The sequence below is a fragment of the Cellulomonas olei genome, assembly GCF_039548315.1.
Classification (GTDB): domain Bacteria; phylum Actinomycetota; class Actinomycetes; order Actinomycetales; family Cellulomonadaceae; genus Cellulomonas.
On sequence record NZ_JBCLVN010000043.1, the window covers coordinates 42,513 to 63,111 of the forward strand.

Sequence of the window (20,599 nt, forward strand, 5' to 3'; positions counted from 1 at the left end):
CGGGGTGTCGCAGTCACGGGAGACCCAGCATCGCGGCGACCGCAGGTTCTCGGGCCGTCCACCCAGGGTCGGCGTGGGAGACCGCGCGGCTCTCGAACTCCGCCGCGGTGATCCCGGGCGTCAGGGTGACGTGCATCGTGAGCGCCGCGTCGACCGCGACCAGCAGCTGGCCGTCGTCCGGCACGACCGACCGCAACCACGCCGCGACCTCGCCCCACCCGGGCCACAGGGCGTCGCACGAGAAGGAACGCCGGTCCCGGAAGTAGTTGATCTGGTAGATCCCGGCGGGACCCACCACCTGGACGTTGACCGCGGAGGCGCGTGGCGGCCGGAGCTGCCGCACCAGCGCGTCCGGCCACCGCCGATGCGCCACCTCGGCGAACCGGTCGGCAGTGAGCGGAATCGTCCCCTCGCACGCGACGAGCAGGTTGTTGCTCACGACCGCACCACCACGGAGAACCCGGCGTCCGGCCCGAGCAGCGCACGTGCTCGGTCCCCGAGGAACTCGGCCGCCGCCGGAGTCGACACCACGAGCCGCAGCCGGTCGACGGGGTTGCCACCGTCCTCGATGACTGCTCGGTAGCGGCGGATCTCGTCGTCGAAGTCTCGCAGCAGCCACTCCGGCCGTGATCCCTCGTACATCGACGCTCCTCCCGGCTGGTCGACGTGCTTGACCTCGACCGCGACGACCCCGTCCGCGTCGAGGTGGACCCCGTCGGCCCAGATCGTGTCGCCACCCGCACCGAGCCGGAACTCCTCCGGGCCGGCCCAGGTGCGCTGGTACTCGGCCCACGGCGCGGACCCGACAACGGTCCGACGCGCGCGCTCCGGCCCCACGTCCGGGGCGGCCCGCAGCGCGTCCAGCCAGCGCTCGCCTGCGGCGACGCGGTCCACGCCGTCGGCGATGTCCTGGAGGTACCGCGCCATCCGCGCGGCGCCCGCGACGCCGGCGGTCGACCCGCCCGTGACCAGGCTCGTCGCGAGGTCGGGCGCGTGGCCGCCCCACCACCGGCCGGGGTGGTCGGCGAGCCCGTCGGTGTCGAGCAGCACCCGCCCGGTGCCGAACGGGTCCTCGCCCGCCGCGTGGTACAGGTCGACCGTCGAGGTCCCGAGCTCCGCCCACGACGACGCCCAGCCGGGGCCGTCGACGACCGCGCGCAGCGAGCCGTACCGCCACAGCGCGCCGGCGGTGGAGGTCAGCCAGTCGGCGACGCCGCGCAGGAAGTCGCCGGGGTGGAGCCCGCCGTCCGGGACGCCGGCGGAGAGCCCGTCGAGCACACCCGCCGCGGCGGCCTCCGACGCGACGACTTCCGCGCGGGCGGAGGCGAGCACCTGCTCGGCGAGCGCCCGGTGGGACGCCCCGGGGTCGACGTCGGCGACGCGGGGCCGCCAGCGGGTCGCACCCGGGGTGGACGAGGGGGACGACGGCGTGCCGAGCACGGGCGGGTCCACGTCGGCGCGGCGGCGCCACGCCGCGCTCAGGTCCTCGCCCTGCGCCCACAGGGCGACGGCGACCTCGGCGCGGGCGTGCGCCCACCGGACCACGGCGGCGTGCTGCCGCAGGACCCCGCCGGCGACGTCGGTGGCGCCCGCGACCGTGTCGAGCACCTCGACCAGCCGCGTGCGGTGCGCCGCCCAGGCCTCGGACGCGGCACCGTGCCAGCGGTCGCACGCGGCGCGTGCCGTGTCGGCCGACGCGCCCGCGAGAGCCCGGCGCCGCCCGTCGAGCTCCGCCGCCGAGCCCTCGAGCGCCTCGGGGTCGGTCGGGACCAGCGCCCGCGCGTCGGTGGACGTCGCGAGGGCCGCGCCGCCGATCACGGGCGGGCCGGCAGACCGGCGAGGTGGTCGCGGGCCATCGCGTCGGCCTCGTCGTAGGCGGACGCGGCGCCCCTGATCTGCTCGCCGGCGTGGTCGACCTCCGCCGCGAGCGCCGTCAGGAGGTAGCGGTAGCGCGCGTCGAACCGCGCCCCGGCGGAGGTCAGCGGGCCCGCGCGCCACGCCTCCGGCCCGGGGACCACCGGGGCGGCGCCCGTGGCCGCCACCCGGTCGGCGACGCGCAGCACGTCGTTCCCGGTGCGGCGGAGCTCCGCCGTGTCGACCTCGAACAGGCTGGCGTCAGCCACGCTCGTCCACCTCTCTCGGGGATGCGCGGCTGCTACTCAAAAGTAGCACGGCTCAGGTCCCCGCCGCCGGCACCTCCCGCGGCGCGCGGCGGCGGCGTACCGTCCGGGCATGACGCCGAAGGTGCCCAAGGCCGTGTACGAGGCGGAGCTGTTCCGGCTGCAGTCGGAGCTCGTGACCCTGCAGGAGTGGGTGCGCGCCACCGGGGCCCGCGTGGTGGTCGTGTTCGAGGGCCGCGACGCCGCCGGCAAGGGCGGCACCATCAAGCGCATCACCGAGTACCTGAGCCCCCGGGTCGCCCGCATCGCCGCGCTGCCCGCGCCCACGGAGCGCGAGCGCGGCCAGTGGTACTTCCAGCGCTACATCGCGCACCTGCCGGCGCGCGGCGAGATCGTGCTGTTCGACCGGTCCTGGTACAACCGCGCCGGGGTCGAGACGGTCATGGGGTTCTGCACACCGCAGGAGCGCGCCCGGTTCCTGCAGCAGACGCCGGGGTTCGAGCAGATGCTCATCGACGACGGCATCCTGCTGCGCAAGTACTGGTTCTCGGTGTCGGACGCGGAGCAGCTCCGGCGCTTCCGGTCCCGGCGGAACGACCCGGTGCGCCGGTGGAAGCTCAGCCCGATGGACCTGGAGTCGATCGCGCGCTGGGAGGAGTACTCCCGGGCGAAGGACACGATGTTCGCGCACACCGACCTGCCCACCAGCCCGTGGTACGTCGTGGAGTCCGACCTGAAGCGGAACGCGCGGCTCAACATGATCGCGCACCTGCTGTCGACCATCCCCTACCAGGAGGTGCCCCACGACCCGGTGGTGCTGCCGGAGCGCCCACCGGCGTCCGAGGAGTACGTGCGGCCGCCCCGCGAGCTGTCCACGTACGTCCCGGACCACTGCGCGTCGCTGCTCGGGGACCCGGAGGCGTAACACGCGCCGGGTACCGTCCCGCGCGTGACCGCACGACCCGCGCCCGCGCCGGCCCCCGCCCGGGGCACCTCCGCACCCGTGATCGCCCCCGAGGACCCGCGCACGCCCGACGTGCGGGCCCTGCTGACGCGTCACCTGCAGGCGATGCACGCGCAGAGCCCGCCGGAGGACGTGCACGCGCTCGACGTCGACGCGCTCGCCGCCCCCCAGGTGACGTTCCTCGCGGCGCGTGACGCGGACGGCGCGCTGCTCGGCGTCGGCGCCCTCGCGCGGATCACCCCCGGGCACGCCGAGATCAAGTCGATGCACACCGCGGCCGCGGCCCGTCGGCGCGGCGTCGCGGCCGCACTGCTCGACCGGCTGCTCGCGCTCGCCGCCGAGCAGGGCGACGACCGCGTCAGCCTGGAGACGGGGACGCAGGACGGCTCCGCGGCCGCCCGCGCGCTGTACGAGCGCGCGGGGTTCGTCGCGTGCCCCCCGTTCGCCGCCTACCGGCCGAGCCCGTCGTCGGCGTTCTACACCCGGCTGACGCCGCCGCGCTGAGCCCCGCCGGGCCGCCGGGCACCGGTGGCGGGCACCGGTGGCGGGCACCGGGCGCGGGACCTACCGTCGATGCGGCAGATCCTTCGAGAACGGGGAGGCGACGTGGTGCAGCACGGCGGTGGGAGCTCCCGCGGACCCACCGACGCGGGGCTCGCCGCGTCGGTGCCGCCGGACCGGTTCACCGCCGTCCGGTCGTGGTCGCTCGACTCCGTCACCGACCTGTCCCGGGTGCGCCGCGAGCTCCTGTCGGAGGTCACCGCCCGGCACGCCGCACCGCAGGACCTGCTGGGCCAGGTGCCCGAGAACATGGTCCTGGTCGCCTCCGAGCTGGCGACGAACGCGCTCGAGCACGGGCTGCCCCCGACCGTGCTGTCCCTGCTGACCGACGGCACCGACTACCTGCTCGACGTCTGCGACGCGGACCTGCACTCGGTGCCGGTGCTCGCGGGCGAGCGGCCCGTCGGCGCCGGCGGGTTCGGGCTGCTGATCGCCCGGAGGCTCTCGCAGTCCGTCGGCTGGTACACGACCGACTCCACCAAGCACGTGTGGGCGATCTTCCCCGCCCAGGGCTGACGCAGGCGGGGACCGCCGCTCAGCGCCCGTTCGCGCGCGCGTCCAGCGCGAGCGCGCGGAACGTGTCGGCGACGGGCGTGCGGCGGCGGTCCAGGCCCCCGCGGCCGTCCTCGACGAGGTCCCACAGGCCCATCGTCAGCAGGTGGTCCGCACGCGGGCCGGTCCCGTGGCGGTACGTCCACTCGTACATGTCGAACACGGGCCACCAGGTGTAGCCGACCACCCGGTGCCCGAGCGCGCGCAGGGCGCGGACGGCGGCGACGGACTCGTGCAGCCACGCGACGCGGTCGGCGACGGGCGCGGTGACCGACGTCTCCGTGAGCATCACCGGCACCCCGTGGCGGCGCTCGGCCTCGGTGAGCACCTCGACGAGCCCCGCCACGCCGGCGTCCTGGGTGGGCCGCGGGTCGGCGAACCCGCCGCCGTGGTGGACGCCCTCCTCGAACACCTCCGTGGAGATGCGCGGGTAGTAGTTGACGCCCATCACGTGCGGCCGCACGGCCTGGTCCGCGAACCAGGCGAGGCTCGCGTCGTCCATGCCGCCGCCCCGCAGCACGGGCAGCAGGGGGTGACCGTCGGCCACGCGCCCGGTGACGAGGTCCTCGACCAGGTGGGCCTGCTCGCGCAGCCGCGCCGCCTGGTCGCGGTGCTCGCCGTCCACGTCCCCGGTGTACCGCATGGAGGCGTCCACGTGCACGAACGTCGCGCGGTCGCCGAGCACCTCCGCGACGCCCTGCTGCGTGCGGACGAACCCCTCGCCGAGGCTCCGCACCATCGCCACCAGGCCGGTGTCCCCCGTCAGGTAGGGCGGCCAGTAGCCGTAGACCCCGCAGAACAGCGCGTGGATCATCGGCTCGTTGACGGGGGTGTAGTCCGTGACCGCGTCCCCGTACCGCTCGGCGAACGCGACGGCGTACTCGGCGACGACCTTCGGGTAGTCGGGGTGCGCGAACTGCCCGTCGAGCCACAGCGGGGTGCCGTAGTGCAGCAGGTCGATCACCGGGCGCAGGCCCAGCTCGCCGAACCTGTCCACGACCCGGTCCACCCACGACCAGTCCCACTGCCCCGGGGCCGGGCTGACCCGGTACCAGGGCACCCCCCACCGCAGGAACGTGGCCCCGGCGTCGACCGCGAGCTGCAGGTCGGAGGCGTACTTCGCGTAGTGGTCGGTCAGCGCGTACTCGTCGATCGCGCGCTCCCCCGGCCCGGACTGCGGGACGAACGTGTCCTCCACCCCGAGGCCGAAGTGCAGCGCGCCGTCCTCGAACCAGCGGCGGGCGCTCACTTGAGCCCCGTGGTGGCGATGGACTCGATGAACCGCCGCTGCACGAACAGGAACGCCACGACCAGCGGCACCACCGCGACGAGGGCGCCGGCCATCATCACGCCGTAGGGCACGATGCCACCCGGGCCGGTGAGCAGCGTCAGCCCGGACGTGATGGTGCCCATCTCGCGCTGCGTGGTGAACACGAGCGGCCAGAGCAGGTCGTTCCAGTTGTTGACGAACACGAAGATCGCGAGGGTCATCAGCGCGGGCCGGGCGTTGGGCAGCACGATCTGCGTGAAGACCCGCAGCTCCGAGGCCCCGTCGATCCGCGCGGCGTTGTCGAGGTCCCGCGGCAGCGACAGGAAGAACTGCCGCAGGAAGAAGATCCCGAAGGCGTCGGCGGCGCGCGGCGCGATCAGCCCGGCGAAGGTGTTGACCCAGCCCAGGTCGCTGACGATCTGGTAGACGGGGATCAGCGTCGCCTGGAACGGGATCATCAGCGTCGCGACGATCGCCACCAGCAGCGCCTTGCGGCCGGCGAAGTCGATCCGCGCCAGCGCGTAGGCGGCGAGCGAGTCGAACACGAGGGCGAAGACGGTCACCCCACCGGCGAACAGGAACGAGTTGCCGATCAGCCGCGCGAACGGCAGGTCGGCGAAGATCCGCGCGAAGTTCGCCGTGGTCCAGGCGTCGGGCAGCAGCGTGGGCGGGAACGCGTTGACCTCGGACGTCGGCTTGAACGCCGTGAACAGGACGATCGCGAGCGGCAGCAGCGCGACGAGGGTCGCGACGACGACGGCGGCGGTCAGCAGCACCGTCGACGGGCGGACCCGGCGGCGGCGGGGCGCGGGCCGGGGCGCGGGACGGGCGACCCCCAGGGTGGCGGCGGACATCAGCGCTCCTCCTCGCGGCGGCCGAAGAACACGAACTGGACGAGGCTGAGCAGCAGCGTCGCGAGCAGCAGCACGTAGGACAGGGCGGACGCGAACCCGAGCTCGAGCTTGCGGAACCCGGACTCGTAGATCTCCATCACGACGGTCTGGGTGCTGCCGTACGGACCGCCGCCGGTCATGACGTAGATCTGGTCGAACGCCTGGAGGGCCGCGATGAGCGCGAAGATCAGGACGAACGCGGTGGTGTTCGACAGCATCGGCAGCGTGATGTGCCGGAACCGGGACCAGGCGCCCGCGCCGTCCATCTTCGCCGCCTCGTACAGGGAGCCCGGGATGTCCTGGAGCCCGGCCAGGAAGATCACCATGTAGAACCCGAAGTTCTTCCAGACCGCGACCAGCGCCACGGCCGGCATGGCGAGCGTCGGGTCCTGCAGCACGTTGCCGAGGTCGATGCCCAGGCCACGCAGCCAGTAGTGCAGCAGCCCGACCTGCGGGTCGATGAGGTACGACCAGGCGAGCGCACCCACGGCCAGCGAGATGATGAACGGCAGGAACAGCGCCGTCCGGAACAGGCCGCGCAGCGGCAGCCGCGGGTCGTTCAGCAGCAGCGCGAGGGCCAGCGCGACCACCACCGCCGTCGGCGTGAACAGCACCGCGTAGAGCACGGTGTTGCCGACGGCGTCGCGGATGTCCGGGTCGGTGACGATCCGGGCGTAGTTCTCCAGCCCGACCCACTCGGCCTGCCCGAAGCCGCTCGCGTCGGTGAACGACATCTGGAGCGCGGACAGCATCGGCCAGACGACGAACACGCCCAGGACCAGCAGCGCGGGGGCGAGGAACGCCAGGGCGGTGCGGGTACGGCGGCGGCCGGTGCGGGGACTGCGGGACGACGGCGAGCCGGTGGCGGGACGCCGCCCGCCCAGCGGGGCGGGCGCGCGGTAGGCCCGGCGACGCGGGCTGACGGCCTGCGCGGAGCTCATGGTGGTGCCTCTCGGTGGGGCCGGCCTCCCCCGACGCCCGGGCAGGACGCGGGGCGGGGGAGACCGGCTGCGGTGCGGGGCCGGCGGGGCCGGGCCTCAGTCGTCGAGCGCGGCCTGGACGGCGGTCTGGGCCTCGGCCAGCAGCGCGTCGACCGGCTCGCCGGCCATCGCGCGCTGGGTCAGGTCGTCGACCGCGGTCAGCACGTCGGTGCTGTTGACGACACCGGGCAGCAGCGGGCGGCCGAGCTCCGCCTGCTCCGTGAGCGCCGCGACGACGGGGTTCTCGCCGACCTCGTCGGTCGTCACGTCCGTGCGCAGAGGCGGCCAGCCGGAGCCGAGCGACCACGCGACCGCCTGCTCGTGCGCGAGGAAGTAGCTGAAGAACTCCTGCGCGGCCGCCTGCTGCGCCTGGTCGGCCTGCTCGGTGAGGGCCATCGCGACCCCGATGGCGGAGGCGGCCTGCGTCGCGGGGCCGGCCGGGATGGGCGCGATGCCGTAGTCGATGCCGTTCTCCTCGGAGATCGACGCCATCCACGGGCCGCCGATGTACATGCCGACCCGGCCGCTGGAGTACAGGCCGTCGCCCGCGATGCCGTCGACGCCCGTCGGGCTGAGCTGCGTCGCCGCGATCGCGTCGTGCCAGAACTCGAGGGTCTCGGCGTTCTCCGGGGAGTCGATCACGGCCTTGCCGTCCTCGACGACCGCGCCGCCGTTGCCGTAGAACAGCGTGGGCCAGACGCCGTTGCCGACCGTCGCGTGGTCGGTCAGCACGAGGCCGTACTGCTCGGGCGTGCCGTCGCCGTCCTCGTCCACGGTGAGCGCCTCGGCGGCGGCGACCCACTCGTCCCAGGTTGTCGGGACCTCGACGCCGGCCTCGGCGAACAGGGCCTTGTTGTAGAACATCGTGAGCGGCACGAACCCGGTGGGGACGCCGTACGCGGTGCCGTCGACGGTGACCATGTCGAGGGCGCCCGGGTTGAGGTCGGGCGTGGCCTCGTCGCCGGCGTAGAAGTCGTCCAGGTCGACGAACGCGCCGCGGTCGGCGTAGACCGGCAGCCGCTCGGCCGGCATGGCGACGATCTCGGGCCCGTTGTCGGCGGACAGGGCCGGCAGGAACGTGTCGTCGATGACGTCCCAGGGGTTCACCTCGGTGGTGATGGTGATCTCGCCGTCGTGCGCGGCGTTGAAGTCGTCGACGATCTGCTCGAGCACGTCGCCGTCGGCCTCGGTGTAGCCGTGCCAGAACGTGAGCTCGACGGGTCCGTCGGAGCCGGAGGAGGAGCCGCCGCCGGAGCACGCCGCGAGGGCGAGCGTCAGGCAGACCGGGGCGGCCAGCAGTGCGGGGGTTCGCTTCATCGCGGTGGACCTTTCGGAACGTCTACTCCCGATACAACGTTGTAAGTCAACGTTGTAAGTGCATGGTGCCGGGACGCCCGCCGGGCTGTCAACCCCGGGCCCCGGGAGGGGGCAGACCGCAGGTCAGGGGCGCGGGCGCGCCGGGCGTCAGAGCGTCGTCGACTCCCGGACCACCAGCCGGAAGTCCGGCGCGACCACGCGCGGCGCGAGCTGCCGCCCGGTCCGGCGGTCCGCGATCCGCTCCTGCAGGTACTCCACCGCCAGCCGCGCCACCTCATGCCGGCCGGGCTCCACCGTCGTGAGGTTCGGGTACGCGAAGCGGCCGTCCGCCACGTCGTCGAACCCGACCAGCGCCACGTCGTGCGGCACGCGCAGGCCGCGCTCCTGCAGCGAGCGCAGCGCGCCGAGCGCCAGGTCGTCGTTCATGGCGAACACGGCGTCCATGCGCGTGCCCGCGTCGAGCACCTCGGCCATCGCGCGGGCGCCGTTCGGCCGGTCCCAGGTCTCGATCGGCACCACCAGCGCGTCGTCCACGGGGATGCCGGCCGCGGCGAGCGCCGCGACGTAGCCCGCGTGGCGCAGGCCGGCCACGCTCGTCGTCTCCCCCGCGTGGGCGCCGAGCAGCAGCACCCGCCGCCGGCCGAGGCCCAGCAGGTGCCCGGTCGCCGCGCGGGCCGCGTCCTCGTGGCGCATCGTCACGTGGTCGACCGCGCCGGCGAACAGCGGCTCGCCGAGCACGACGAGCGGCGACGCGGGTGCGGCGTCCTCGGCGTCCTGGGCGGTCAGGCCGAGCGGCGCCAGCAGCAGCCCGTCCGTGAGGGACAGCCGCGGGCTGCGCAGCACCTCGAGCTCGCGCTCCCGGTCCCCGCCGGTCTGCTCGACCAGCACGACCAGCCCGCGCTCCGCCGCCGTGTGGATGACGTCGTCGGCGAGCTGGGCGAAGAACGCCTGGCCGAGCTCGGGGACGGCCAGGCCGATCACCCCGCTGTGCCCGCGGCGGAGGTTCCGGGCGGACAGGTTCGGCCGGTAGCCGAGCTGCTCGACGGCGGCGAGCACCCGCGCGCGCGTCGCCTCACGCACCTGCGGGTGGTCGTTGAGGACGTTGGAGACGGTCTTGAACGAGACCCCGGCCACCTCCGCGACGTCGCGGAGCGTGGGCGCCGGTCCCTCCCCTGCGTGCGCTGCCACGTGGCGACCTTACAACGTTGAATTCCGAAGCGGACCGGCGCTACTGTCGCGGCGCCACCCGTACAACGTTGGAGAACTCGTGGAGATCCCGAACCCGGTCGTGCTGCAGCGCGCCGACCCGCACGTCCTGCGTCACGACGGCCGGTACTACTTCACCGCGTCGCACCCCGCCTACGACCGCGTCGTGCTGCGCTGCGCCGACACGCTCGCGGGGCTGCAGGCCGCCCCCGAGGTGACGATCTGGGAGCGCCACGCCGACGGCCCGATGTCGCACCTGATCTGGGCGCCCGAGCTGCACCGCGTGGGCGGCGCCTGGTACGTGTACCTGGCCGCGGCCCCCGACGACCGCGGCACCGCGGACGCGCCCGGCGCCGCGGAGACGTTCAACCACCGCGTGTACGTGCTGGAGAACACGGCACCGGACCCCTTCACGGGCACGTGGGTCGAGCGCGGCCAGGTGGACACCGGGTGGGAGACGTTCGCGCTCGACGCCACCACCTTCGTGCACGACGGCACGCAGTACCTGGTGTGGGCGCAGCAGGACCTCGCGGTCCGCGGGCACTCGAACCTCTACATCGCCCCGATGGCGGACCCGTGGACGCTCGCGGGACCGGCGGTCCTGCTCAGCCGGCCCGAGCACGCCTGGGAGACCGCCGGGTTCTGGGTGAACGAGGGGCCGGCCGTGCTGGTCCGGCACGGCCGGGTGTGGCTCACGTACTCCGGCGCGGCGACCGGCCCCGAGTACGCGATGGGCCTGCTGACGGCTGACGCCACCGCCGACCTGCTCGACCCGGCGTCCTGGACCAAGAGCCCCGAGCCGGTGATGGTGAGCAACCCGGCCACCGGGCAGTACGGGCCGGGCCACAACTCGTTCACCGAGACCGAGGACGGCCGGGTCGTGCTCGTCTACCACGCCCGGCCCGCCCCCGAGACGGCCGGGGACCCGCTCTGGGACCCCAACCGCCACGCCCGCGCGCAGGTGCTGCCGTTCGACGCCGACGGCCGGCCCGTGTGGGGCGTCCCGGTGCCGGACACGCGGCCCGTGCCGACGTCGACCGTCGTGCTGCGACCCGACGGCACGCCTCCCGCCGTCGCCTGACACCGGGCCGGGCCGGCCCACCGCGCGTGCGGCGGGCCGGCCCGGCGTCGTCACTCCCGTCGCAGGCGGCGGGACACCACCAGCAGGGCGCCGAGCAGCAGCGCGCCCAGCCCGCCCAGCAGCAGCCACCCGGCGTCCGAGCCGGTGCGGGCCAGCTCGCCCGCGGGCGCGGCGCTCACCGCGGAGTCGCTCGCCGGCGGCACGCCGGTGCCGTGCGGGTCGTCCGGCTGCACGACCGCCGTGTTGCCCACCGTGGCGCCGGGCGTGGTCACGTCCGTCACCACGAGGACCGTGGCGGTCCCGCCCGCCGCGAGCGGCCCGTCGTGGCGGCAGGTGACGACCTGGCCCTCGACGGTGCAGTCGAACCCGTCACCCGTGGCGGAGACGTACCGCAGGCCGGCCTCGAGCTCGTCGCTCACGGTGAACCCGTCCCGCACGTCCCGGGTGCCGGCGGACAGCACCGTGACCTCCCACGTGATGCGCCCGGCCACCCGGTCGGCGACCGCCTTGCGCACCGCGAGCCTGCTCTCGTCGGCCGGCACGAACCCGAAGTCCAGCGTCAGGTCCTCCTGGCCGCCGGTCAGGGCGGACGAGTCCGCAGTCCACGTCGAGGAGTCCCGCGCCCGGTCGGACCCGGCCCCCTCGAGCGTCGGTGCGTACGGCCGCAGCGCGTCCGCGGACGCCAGCCGGTCGACCGTCACCCGGTACCGCCCGGGCAGCAGGTCCTCGAACAGGTACCGGCCGTCCGCGTCGGTGGTCACCGGCCGCACCGGGCGGCCGAACGCGTCCAGCACGTCGGACCCGTCCGGTCCGGTCAGCCGCAGCACCACGCCCGGGATGCCCGGCTCGCCCGGGTCCTGCACGCCGTCGCCGTCGGTGTCGACCCAGACGAGGTCCCCGACGCGGACGGTGCGCTCGACCAGGCCCGCGTCGACCGTCGGGTCGACGTAGTCGGCCGTGAGCCCGTCCGCGGGGACCACCGGACGCACGCGCGGTGCGTCGGTGCCGAGCCGCACCACCCGGGTCCAGCCGTCGGCGCCCGGGTCCGAGTCGCCCGCCCCGTCGCCCACGAGCGACCGCGTGAACACGTACCGGGCGGCGGTGGCGTCGTCGAGCACGAACCGCACCCGGTACTCCCCCGCCGGCAGCAGGTCGACGTGCCAGCGGCCGTCCGGGCCGGTGACGGTGGTCGCGACGGGCTCGTCCGACCCGGCCGGCACCACCTGGACGGTCACGCCCGGCACCCCGGGCTCGTCCGCGCCCTGCCGGCCGTCGCGGTCCCGGTCGACCCACACGAGGTCGCCGAGCGCGTACGTGCGGTCGACGGCGACGCCGGCGCGGTTGGGCTCGAGCGTCTCGTGCACCAGCCCGGACGCCGCGACGCTCGCCGTGCTGACCACCATCGTGTTCCACGCGGGCGCGTCCACGTCGGCGGCGGCCCGGTCGTACCCGGTGGCGGACCGGGTGCGGAAGGTCACCGTGACGGTCTCCCCCGGCTGGAGCGGCTCGGCGGCGAGGTCGACGTCCACGCGCAGCCCGCGCACCGCAGCGAGGTCGTCGACCTGGTCGGCGGGCGTCCACACGTCGGCGGCGCACCCGTCGCCGGCGGGGTCCGCCGACCGCGGGTCGCCGGTGAACCGGCACGTCCGCCCGTCGAGCAGGTACGACACCGCGCTGCTGCCGGCGGCGGGGACGCCCTCGACGTGGAGGTCGCCCAGGTACTCGGGCGCCCAGACGCTGCCGCGCGGCGACCCGCTCTGCGAGCGCGACGTCCCCGTGTCACCGGGGTGCGGCAGCACGTCGACGAGCGAGATCGCGGCGGTGGGCAGGTTGCCGGTGTTGGTCACCCGCATCCGCCAGGTCTCCGTCCCGCCGGGGGCCGTCCGCACCAGGCAGGGGTTCCGGTAGAACCCGCCGTCGTCGGTGCAGGTGCCGCCGACGGTGCTCACCACGCCCGTGGGCCGCCCGCCGGGGGCGACGTCCTCCGCCACGTCCTTGACGCGCAGGTAGGTGGCCATCGCGACGACCTCCACCGTCGCGGTCGCCTCCCGCCGCAGGTCGTCCGCGGCGGTCAGCACGAACCCGTTGGTGAGCGTCGTGCCCGCGGCGACGCCCGGCCGCACGGCGAGCGGCACCGTGACGAGCACGCGCTCCCCGGGCAGCAGGCGGGTGCCGGGCGGGAAGGTGACGCGCAGAGCGGTGCCGTCGAGCGTCACCGTGGGCGTGGCGGACGCCGCGGCAGCGGTGGCCGGCGTGACCTGCACGCTCGCGGCGCCGTACGCCTGCTCGTCGTACACGAGCAGGGCGCCCTCGGCGTCGGCCGGCAGCACGTCGGTCAGCACGGGGTCGACCAGCGGGGCCGTGCCCGTGCTGGTCGCGGTCAGCGTGAACGGGATGACCGCGCCCGGGCCGGTGGTCGTGGTGACCGGCGACTTGGTCACCGTGGCGTCCGGGGTGCCGTCGGTGACGGTGTACGGCGCGGTGACCGGGTCCAGGACCACGGGCGACGGCGTGTGCTCGCCCTGCACGGAGCCGGTGAGCACGTTCGTGACGGTGCCCGCCGGGACCTCCGCGCCGGTGCTGCGCAGCGTGCTGCGCGGCGCCAGCGTGACCAGGACCGTCGGGCCCTCGAACCCGCCCACGACGCGGTTGGCGAACCACCGGCCCTCGGGTGCGGTGAACGTGACGCGCAGGCCGGTCACGTCCGACGGGTCGACGCCGTCCGGCAGGTCGCCCGCGCCCGCGGGGAGCGCCGGGGAGGCCGCGGCGGTGCCGGGGGCCAGCTCCGACGTCACCGCCGGGGTCCACGCCCCGTCCACGCGGTACTCGACGGCGGCGGTGAAGCCGGTCCCGTCGGCGGCGGTCACGCCGGACAGCGCCTCCAGGCCCACGAGGTCCACCGCGTCCCAGAACTCCGGCGTCGTGTCCTCGAGCACGTACTGCCACGGGCGGCTCACCGCCGCGTCGCTCGTGCGCCGCGCGCTCAGCGCGAGCCGCACGGTGCGGTCCTCGGCGGCGTACCGGGGCACCGTGCCGGGGTCCACCGACTTGGCGAGCGCGCCGTCGAGCGGCTGCAGCGCCTCGGGGTACAGCACGGTGTCGGCGCGCGCGGCGTCGTCCGGCGTGCCGGGGCCGAGGTCGCCACGCAGCGTGTTGACGACGGTCGTCCACGCGGGGCCGTCCGCGGTCCCGAGCACCGGCGAGCCGGAGCGGGTGGTGGCCCGCAGCTCCGTGTCGGCGACCACGGTGAGCACGGCGCCGTCCGGCAGCGTGCCGTCCGCGCGCGCCTCGACCTGCGCCACGTCGGCGAGCTCGGCCCGGGTCAGCGCGGCGACCGCCGCGGCCGACGTCAGCGTCCGCAGCGGCGTGCCGTCCGCGTCGCGCAGCACGACGGTGAGGTCCCGCGTGCCCTCCGGGGCGGTGACCGCCAGGCGCGTCACGTCCACCAGGTCGAACGCGTTGGCGAGCACCTGCGGGTCCGGGTCGACCAGGCGCAGCGTCTGCACGGGGATGCCGGTGACGTTCTGCACCCGCATGGTGAGGCGGTTGGCGGGCCGGTCGCCGTCCTCGGCCGTCGCGTTGCCGACGGGGACGAGCGCCGCGGCGTCGCGCCACTGCTTGCTCGCGTCGACGCGGCGGATGTCCAGGGGCGTGCCGCCCGGTCCGGGCGTCGTGGTCGCGGTGTCGCCCGAGGTGCCGGTGAGGCCCTCGCCCACGCCGGTGCCCTCACCGGTGGTCGACGCGGTGTTGGTCAGGGCGGTCCCCGGGGCCTGCGCCTCGGTCAGCGCCATCACCAGCGTGACGACGGGTCGGAAGCTGCCGGTGGTCGGCAGGGACGCGCCGGCGGTCAGCGGCGTGTACACGACGCGGACCCCGTCGGCGCCCGCGGGCACCGCCAGGTCGAGCAGCGCGGAGGCGTCGGAGGTCGGCCCCGCGAGCGAGGTCCACGCCCCGCCGACCCGGACCAGCACCTCGGCCTGCGACCCGCCGGGGACCGCGACGGACCCGAGGCGGTCGAGCGCGGCGACGCCCCACAGGCTGGACCCGGCGGTGCCGTCCGCGACGTCCTCGATCACGAGCCGCCCCACGGGCACCGTCGTGTCGGCGGAGATGCCGCCGGTCAGCCGGGCGACGACCTCCTGGCCCACGGCGCCCGTGACCTGCTCGCCGCCGACCGCCTGCGTCAGCGTCTTCGCGGTCGTCGTGACGACGCGGCGCGGCACGACCGTGAGGGTCGCCGTCGCGGTGCGCTCCGCCGCGACCGTGCCGTCGGAGGCCGAGCCGCCCACGGCCACCTGGTTCGGGAAGCCGCGGGTGGTGTCCCAGCCGGCGTCCGTGGCGACGCGCAGCGGCAGCACCGCCCGCGCGCCCGGAGGCATGGTGCCGCGGTACTCCACCTGGACGCCCGTGACGACCGCACCGGCCGGCACCTGCGGCCAGCCGACCGTGCCGGCGGAGCCGTCCGCCGGGGCCGCGACGGTCGCGGTGAGCGGCAGGCCGGGGCCCGTGCCGGTGAACGTGACCTCGGCCTCGACGGCGCCCTCCGGCCAGTCGGCGCCCGCGCCGGTGCCCGTGCCGTCGGACCCGAGGCCCAGCAGCTCGAGCTTGCCGTCGGCCGTGGTCCCGAACGGGTCGGTGCCGGTGGCCGGCTCGCGCACGGTCAGGGTGGCGAGCGTGGTGTTGGAGGAGTTGGCGGCGCTCAGCGCGACGACCGCCTCCGCGCCGGCCACGACCTGCGCCTGCGCGCGGCCCTCGACGGTCTTGCCGGCCGTCACCTCGACCGTCACGGGGTTGAGCTGCACCGTCGCGGAGGCCGTGCCGGTGGCGTCGCCGGCCGCGGTCGCGACCGATCCCGCGGCCGTGTTGGGGACCTGCGTCACGGCGTCGCGGTCCGCGGTGCCGTTCTGGCCGAGCCGGAGCGCGACCGCGCCGGCCGCCCCCGGCGGGAGGGCCTCGGCGTCGTCACCCTTGAAGCGCAGGACGACGCCCGTGACGGCCGCGAGGTCCACCGCACCGGTGTCGACGGGGGTGCCGGGCGCGAACGGCCCGACCGTGGTGTTGCCCGCCGCGGTCACCAGCTCGACCGTCAGGCCGGTGGCACCGTCCGGCGCCGTCCAGTCACCGAAGCCGCGCAGGTCCAGCGGGGTGCCGGGCCCGAACGCGGGCGCGGTGCCGGCGGCCGGGTCGGTCAGGGTGAGCGCCGTCGCCGCGACGGGGGACCGGTTCTCCACCCCCAGCGCGAGGGTGAGGTCCGCTCCGTCGCCGGCCACCTGGTCCGACGGTGTCCAGCGCTTGGTGACGCCGACGGCGGGGTCCACCGGGACGACGACCGTCACGGTCGCGTCGTCGGACACCGGGTCCGCGTTGGCGGCGACGGCGTCGGCGGTGTTCACGACGGACGCGCCGTCCCACGAGCGGTCGGTGCCGGCGGGCAGCGTGGTCTGCACGAGCACGGACAGGCTCTGGCCCGCGGCGATGCCCTGCGCACCGGGCCGGCCGGCGTCGGTCTCGCGGAAGGCCACGCGCACCTCGCTGCCGTCCACGGCCACGTCGGCGGACCCCGTGCGCTGCCCCTGCACCGACACGCCGTCCGGCTCGATGACGAACGGCGCGGGGACCGCGTCCGTCAGCACCGCGTCGACGCACATCGTGACGATGGACTCGCACGTGACGTCGATCGTCCAGGTCACGCGGTCCCCGGGGCGCGCCTCGGTCGGCACGACCGACTTCACGACGCTCAGCGCCGCCCGCGGCTCCTCGGCCGCCGCCGGGGCGCCCGCCGCCGTGGCCGCCGCCGGCGCCCCGGCCACGGCGGCGACGAGCGCCAGCACGACCGTCAGCCCCAGCGCCCACCCACGGGCCCACCCGCGCGACCACCGTCGCGCCCACCGTCCGGCGCGCCCTGCACCCTGCCTGTTCTCCACGTCAGTCCCTCGTCCGCTCGCACCTGGTCCGGGCCGGGAAGGCCCTCCTGCGGTGCAGGACTGCGGGGAGCGGTCGCTATGACGCGAGTTCGGCAGTCCGGTTCGTCGGATTCGCCCCTTCGGGTGAACGGGACAAACCGGATACCTGCAACGTCCGGGACCTCTGGTTGGGTGGCCGGACCGCCTGAGCCCACCGGCGGTTCCCCCAGGAGGCGATGGACGTCGTGCTGCCCGCGACGGAGAGGTCCGACACCGAGCTCGCGCAGCGTGTGCGCGACGGCGACCACGACGCATACGGCGAGCTCTGGCGACGGCACGCGGACGCGGGCCGTGCGGCGGCCCGCCGGATCACCGACCGGTTCGACCCCGACGACCTGGTGGCCGAGGCGTTCGCGCGGATCCTCGAGGCGCTCGGCGCGGGCCGCGGCCCCGACGGGGCGTTCCGGCCCTACCTGTACGCGACGATCCGCAACGTCGCCATGTCGTGGACCGCCCGCGCGGGCGCGACGACCAGCCTCGACGGGGTCGACGGGCCGGTGGACGAGCCGCCCGTCGCCCAGCGCCTCGCCGACGAGGCCCTGCTCGCCCGCGCCTACGCCTCGCTGCCGCCGGAGTGGGCCGAGGTGCTCTGGTACACCGAGCTCGAGGAGCTGACGCCGGCCGAGGTCGCACCGCTGATCGGCCTGCAGCCGAACGCCGCTGCGGCCCTGGCCTACCGCGCCCGGGAGGGGCTGCGGCGCGCCTGGCTGCAGGCCCACGTGACCCGGTTGCCCGAGCGCGCCGACTGCCGCTGGGTGGCCGAGCGCGTCGGCGACCACCACCGCGGGGCGCTGTCCCCGCGCGCCCGACGCCGGTTCGACCGGCACCTCGAGACCTGCGACGACTGCCCGGTCCTCGTGGCCGAGGTCGGCACGGAGGCCGAGATCCTGCTCCGGGCGCGGCTGCGCGTGCTGCTCTGGCCGCTGCCCGCCCTCGCGGTCGCCCTCCCCGGCGGGCCGCTCGCCGCCGGCGCGGCAGGCACCCCCGCCCCGCGCCGGCTGCGCCCGTCACGGCGGTCGCTCGCCACCGCGGCCGCTGCCGCTGCGGCGGTGCTCGCGCTCGCCGCCGGTGCGCTCGGGCTGGCACGCCTCGGCGGCGGTGACGGACCCGCCCCGCAGGCGGCGGACGTCACGGCGCCCGAGGCGCCCGCCCCGGGCCCGCAGCCGCCCGGCCCGGCCACCCCGGTGGACGACCCGGTGCCGGACGGCGCGGAGCAGCTCCCCCCGGACGACGACGCCACGCCGCCCCGGAGCCCCGTCCGGGAGGGCGACGGGACCCGCGGCGGCACGACGGCCGCACCCGCGGAGGACCTCCCGCCCGTCCCGGCGGCGCCGCCGGGACCCGCACCCGTGCACCCCGGCACCCCGGCCGGGCCCGGGACGCCGGTGGACCCGGAGGTGCCGGTCGACCCCGAGGTGCCCGTCGACCCGGAGGTGCCCGTCGACCCCGAGGGCCCGGCCGCCCCGACCGTCGTCGACGTGCTCGCCGAGCCGCACTACCTGCCCGCGCTCTCCGGGACGGCGGTGCCCGGTGCGGTGGTCGAGCTCCGGACGGCCGACGGCGCCGTCCTCGGCGCCACCACGGCCGACGAGGCGGGCGCGTGGCGGGCCGCCGTGCAGGCGGACGTGGACGCGGGCACCGCGGTCACCCTGGTGGTCGTGCAGCGGGTGGACGACCGCGAGTCCCCGGTGGCCGGCCCGTTCGGCCCGTACACCGCGGAGGCGCCGGAGCTGCTGTCGCCGGCCGACGGCGAGGTGGTCGTCCCGGTGGCGCTGGACGGCGACGGGGTGGCGGACGACCTCGAGGTGCGGTTCGGCGGCACCGCCGGGCTGCGCGTCGAGGCCGCCGTCGACGGCGTGCGCACGGGCCGGACGCACGTGCTCGCGGACGCCCCGCTGGTGCGGACCGTGCACGGGTTGACCCCGGGCGCGCACACGTTCGCCGTCCGGTACGCCGACCCCGACCGGGGGCTCGTCGGCGCCTGGGCCCGGGTCGCGTTCACGGTGCCGTGACCGGGTGAAACGCGTGCTGGCCTGCGGGTTCCCGGCGCCCGGGACGGTACGGTCCAGGCACAGCCACCCGTGACCGAGGAGCCCCGCGTGCCCGTCACCCGTCGTCGTCGCCCCCTGACCCGCGTGCGTGCCGCGCTCACCGCCGCCCTCGTGCTGGCCGCCGGGCTGCTCACCGCCGGGCCCGCCGCGGCGGTCCCCTACGCCGTGACCGGCACGCCGACGGTGCCCGGCAGCGCGTGGCTCGGGCAGCCGCTGGCCGTGTCGCTCGCGGCCGTGGAGGTCGCCCCGACGCCGGTCACCACGGCGGTCGACTGGTACTGGTCCGACGGCACGCAGCTGACGGACGACCGCGACGACCTGGTGTACGTGCCGACGGAGGCCGACCTCGGCAAGTCGCTGTACGCCGCGGTGTGGTTCGGCGACGGGACCAGCGAGACGCACGTGGTCGGCACGAACATGACCGGCGCGGTCGCGACCCCCGGCTTCGACGCCACGCCCTCGTACGCCGTCACCGGCAGCGGCGTGGTCGGGCAGCCCCTGACGCTCACCGCCACCGGCGCGTGGTCGCCGGCGGCGGAGACGCTGACCTACGTGTGGCACCGCTACCCCGTCGACGCCGTCGTCGCGTCCGGCAGCGGCAGCACGTTCGCCACGTACACGCCCGACGCCGACGACATCGGCTCCACGCTGTACGTCGTCGTCACCGCGACGGCGACGGGCCGGGTCACCAACACCCAGACCTCGACGGCGAGCACCACGGTGCACCTCGGCTCGTTCGACGGCGTCGGCCGCCCCACCGTCTCCGGCTCCGGGCTCGTCGGGGATCCGTTCACCGCAGCCTTCGACACCGCCGGCGTGACCCCGGTGCCGGACTCCGTGGATTACCAGTGGTACCGGACGGACGGCACGCCCGTGCCGGGCGCGACGTCCGCGACGTTCACCCCCGGCCTCGACCTGCTGGGCCAGCCGCTGTACGTGCAGGCCGTGCTCCACGCCGCCGGCCACCACGACTACCAGACGCTCGGCTCGGACTACACGCCGACCGTGTCGCTGCGCTCCTTCACCCCGGGCGCCGCGCCCCAGCTCGTCGGCCGGCACGTCCTCACCGGCTCGCTGACCGCCACGCTCGACACCGCCGCGTGGTCGCCGCAGCCGGAGTCGCTGACCTACCAGTGGTTCACGGCCGACGGCACGCCGGTGCCGGGCGCCACCGCGGCGACGCTGCTGCCGACGCGCGACCTCGTCGGGGAGAGTGTGTACGCCGTCGTCACCGCGCACGCGACCGGGTACCAGCCGTACGAGATCGCGACGCCCCCGTCCGGCCGGATCGCCGCACCCACCATCGCGGCGTCCACGGACAGCGCCGCTGCCGGCGACTCCGTGACCGTCGAGGTCTGGGGCCTGCTGCCCGACACGGAGTACACGCTCGAGCTGCACTCCACGCCGGTGTTCCTCGCGACCGCGCGCACGTCCGGCGAGGGCGTCCTGCGCGTCACCGTCGACCTCCCCGCCGGGACGCCCGCCGGCGACCACCACATCGTGGTGCTGCTGGACGGCATCGCCGTGACGTCGGTGCCGGTCACGGTCGCCGCCGCGCCCGCGGACCCGGAGGCCCCGGCCGCCGCGCCCGCTGCCGCTGCGGCGCCGACGGCCGCCCGGCCGGCCGCGCTCGCCACGACC

Annotated in this window: 15 protein-coding genes; 6 read left to right on the plus strand and 9 right to left on the minus strand. The window is 76.0% G+C overall.

What is annotated here, in order from left to right:
• Positions 1–13 precede the first annotated feature (13 nt).
• From AAHH18_RS13340 to AAHH18_RS13350, 3 genes are read right to left on the minus strand one after another with little or no spacing between them, the layout of a single operon-like run.
• Positions 14–439 carry a hypothetical protein gene (locus AAHH18_RS13340; protein WP_343301952.1) on the minus strand — a complete coding sequence of 142 codons (426 nt, stop codon included), beginning with the start codon at positions 437–439 and terminating at the stop codon, positions 14–16.
• On the minus strand, positions 436–1,818 hold the full coding sequence (locus AAHH18_RS13345; RefSeq protein ID WP_343301953.1) for a putative T7SS-secreted protein: 1,383 nt from the start codon (positions 1,816–1,818) through the stop codon (positions 436–438). The genes AAHH18_RS13340 and AAHH18_RS13345 overlap by 4 nt, the downstream gene beginning before the upstream one ends.
• Positions 1,815–2,123, minus strand: a complete 309-nt coding sequence (locus AAHH18_RS13350; protein ID WP_283318549.1) for a hypothetical protein — start codon at positions 2,121–2,123, stop codon at positions 1,815–1,817. Before AAHH18_RS13350 ends, AAHH18_RS13345 begins: the two co-directional genes overlap by 4 nt.
• Positions 2,124–2,232: 109 nt before the next feature.
• Here AAHH18_RS13350 and ppk2 point away from each other — a divergent pair, with 109 nt between their 5' ends.
• The 3 genes from ppk2 to AAHH18_RS13365 all read left to right on the plus strand — a co-directional run bounded on the left by ppk2 (position 2,233) and on the right by AAHH18_RS13365 (position 4,161).
• Positions 2,233–3,045, plus strand: a complete 813-nt coding sequence (ppk2, locus tag AAHH18_RS13355) for a polyphosphate kinase 2 (RefSeq protein WP_283318550.1) — start codon at positions 2,233–2,235, stop codon at positions 3,043–3,045.
• A 24-nt stretch (positions 3,046–3,069) separates the two neighbouring features.
• On the plus strand, positions 3,070–3,588 hold the full coding sequence (locus AAHH18_RS13360; RefSeq protein ID WP_343301954.1) for a GNAT family N-acetyltransferase: 519 nt from the start codon (positions 3,070–3,072) through the stop codon (positions 3,586–3,588).
• Positions 3,589–3,690: 102 nt separating this feature from the next.
• The gene (locus AAHH18_RS13365; protein ID WP_343301955.1) at positions 3,691–4,161 is read left to right on the plus strand and encodes an ATP-binding protein; all 471 of its coding nucleotides are present in this window, start codon (positions 3,691–3,693) and stop codon (positions 4,159–4,161) included.
• Between the two features lie 19 nt (positions 4,162–4,180).
• Here the strand turns inward: AAHH18_RS13365 and AAHH18_RS13370 are convergent, their stop codons facing one another.
• From AAHH18_RS13370 to AAHH18_RS13390, 5 genes are all read right to left on the minus strand, one after another.
• Positions 4,181–5,446, minus strand: a complete 1,266-nt coding sequence (locus AAHH18_RS13370; RefSeq protein WP_343301956.1) for a family 1 glycosylhydrolase — start codon at positions 5,444–5,446, stop codon at positions 4,181–4,183.
• A complete protein-coding gene (locus AAHH18_RS13375; protein WP_343301957.1) occupies positions 5,443–6,321 on the minus strand; it encodes a carbohydrate ABC transporter permease in 879 nt (292 codons plus the stop codon). The genes AAHH18_RS13370 and AAHH18_RS13375 overlap by 4 nt, the downstream gene beginning before the upstream one ends.
• On the minus strand, positions 6,321–7,301 hold the full coding sequence (locus AAHH18_RS13380; protein WP_283318555.1) for a carbohydrate ABC transporter permease: 981 nt from the start codon (positions 7,299–7,301) through the stop codon (positions 6,321–6,323). The genes AAHH18_RS13375 and AAHH18_RS13380 overlap by 1 nt, the downstream gene beginning before the upstream one ends.
• A gap of 96 nt (positions 7,302–7,397) precedes the next feature.
• Entirely contained in the window at positions 7,398–8,657 is a 1,260-nt protein-coding gene (locus tag AAHH18_RS13385) for an ABC transporter substrate-binding protein (protein ID WP_343301958.1), read from the minus strand.
• A gap of 147 nt (positions 8,658–8,804) precedes the next feature.
• Positions 8,805–9,845, minus strand: coding sequence for a LacI family DNA-binding transcriptional regulator (locus tag AAHH18_RS13390; protein ID WP_343301959.1), 1,041 nt, complete (start codon positions 9,843–9,845; stop codon positions 8,805–8,807).
• Between the two features lie 79 nt (positions 9,846–9,924).
• Here AAHH18_RS13390 and AAHH18_RS13395 point away from each other — a divergent pair, with 79 nt between their 5' ends.
• Positions 9,925–10,944 (plus strand): glycoside hydrolase family 43 protein, encoded by a 1,020-nt coding sequence (locus AAHH18_RS13395; protein ID WP_343301960.1) that lies wholly within the window; start codon positions 9,925–9,927, stop codon positions 10,942–10,944.
• 50 nt (positions 10,945–10,994) lie between these two features.
• On the opposite strand, the gene AAHH18_RS13400 is transcribed toward AAHH18_RS13395, so the two are convergent.
• Positions 10,995–16,868, minus strand: a complete 5,874-nt coding sequence (locus tag AAHH18_RS13400) for an SdrD B-like domain-containing protein (RefSeq protein ID WP_343301961.1) — start codon at positions 16,866–16,868, stop codon at positions 10,995–10,997.
• Between the two features lie 215 nt (positions 16,869–17,083).
• Here AAHH18_RS13400 and AAHH18_RS13405 point away from each other — a divergent pair, with 215 nt between their 5' ends.
• Both AAHH18_RS13405 and AAHH18_RS13410 read left to right on the plus strand, forming a co-directional pair.
• Entirely contained in the window at positions 17,084–18,919 is a 1,836-nt protein-coding gene (locus tag AAHH18_RS13405; protein WP_343301962.1) for a sigma-70 family RNA polymerase sigma factor, read from the plus strand.
• A 69-nt stretch (positions 18,920–18,988) separates the two neighbouring features.
• A partial coding sequence (locus tag AAHH18_RS13410; protein WP_343301963.1) for a hypothetical protein occupies positions 18,989–20,599 on the plus strand: 1,611 nt, incomplete at its 3' end.

Excerpts from the sequence above, each read along its gene's own strand:
- AAHH18_RS13380 (WP_283318555.1), bottom strand. The coding sequence starts at position 7,301 with ATGAGCTCCGCGCAGGCCGTCAGCCCGCGTCGCCGGGCCTACCGCGCG.
- ppk2 (WP_283318550.1), top strand. The coding sequence starts at position 2,233 with ATGACGCCGAAGGTGCCCAAGGCCGTGTACGAGGCGGAGCTGTTCCGG.
- AAHH18_RS13405 (WP_343301962.1), top strand. The coding sequence starts at position 17,084 with ATGGACGTCGTGCTGCCCGCGACGGAGAGGTCCGACACCGAGCTCGCG.
- AAHH18_RS13375 (WP_343301957.1), bottom strand. The coding sequence starts at position 6,321 with ATGTCCGCCGCCACCCTGGGGGTCGCCCGTCCCGCGCCCCGGCCCGCG.
- AAHH18_RS13385 (WP_343301958.1), bottom strand. The coding sequence starts at position 8,657 with ATGAAGCGAACCCCCGCACTGCTGGCCGCCCCGGTCTGCCTGACGCTC.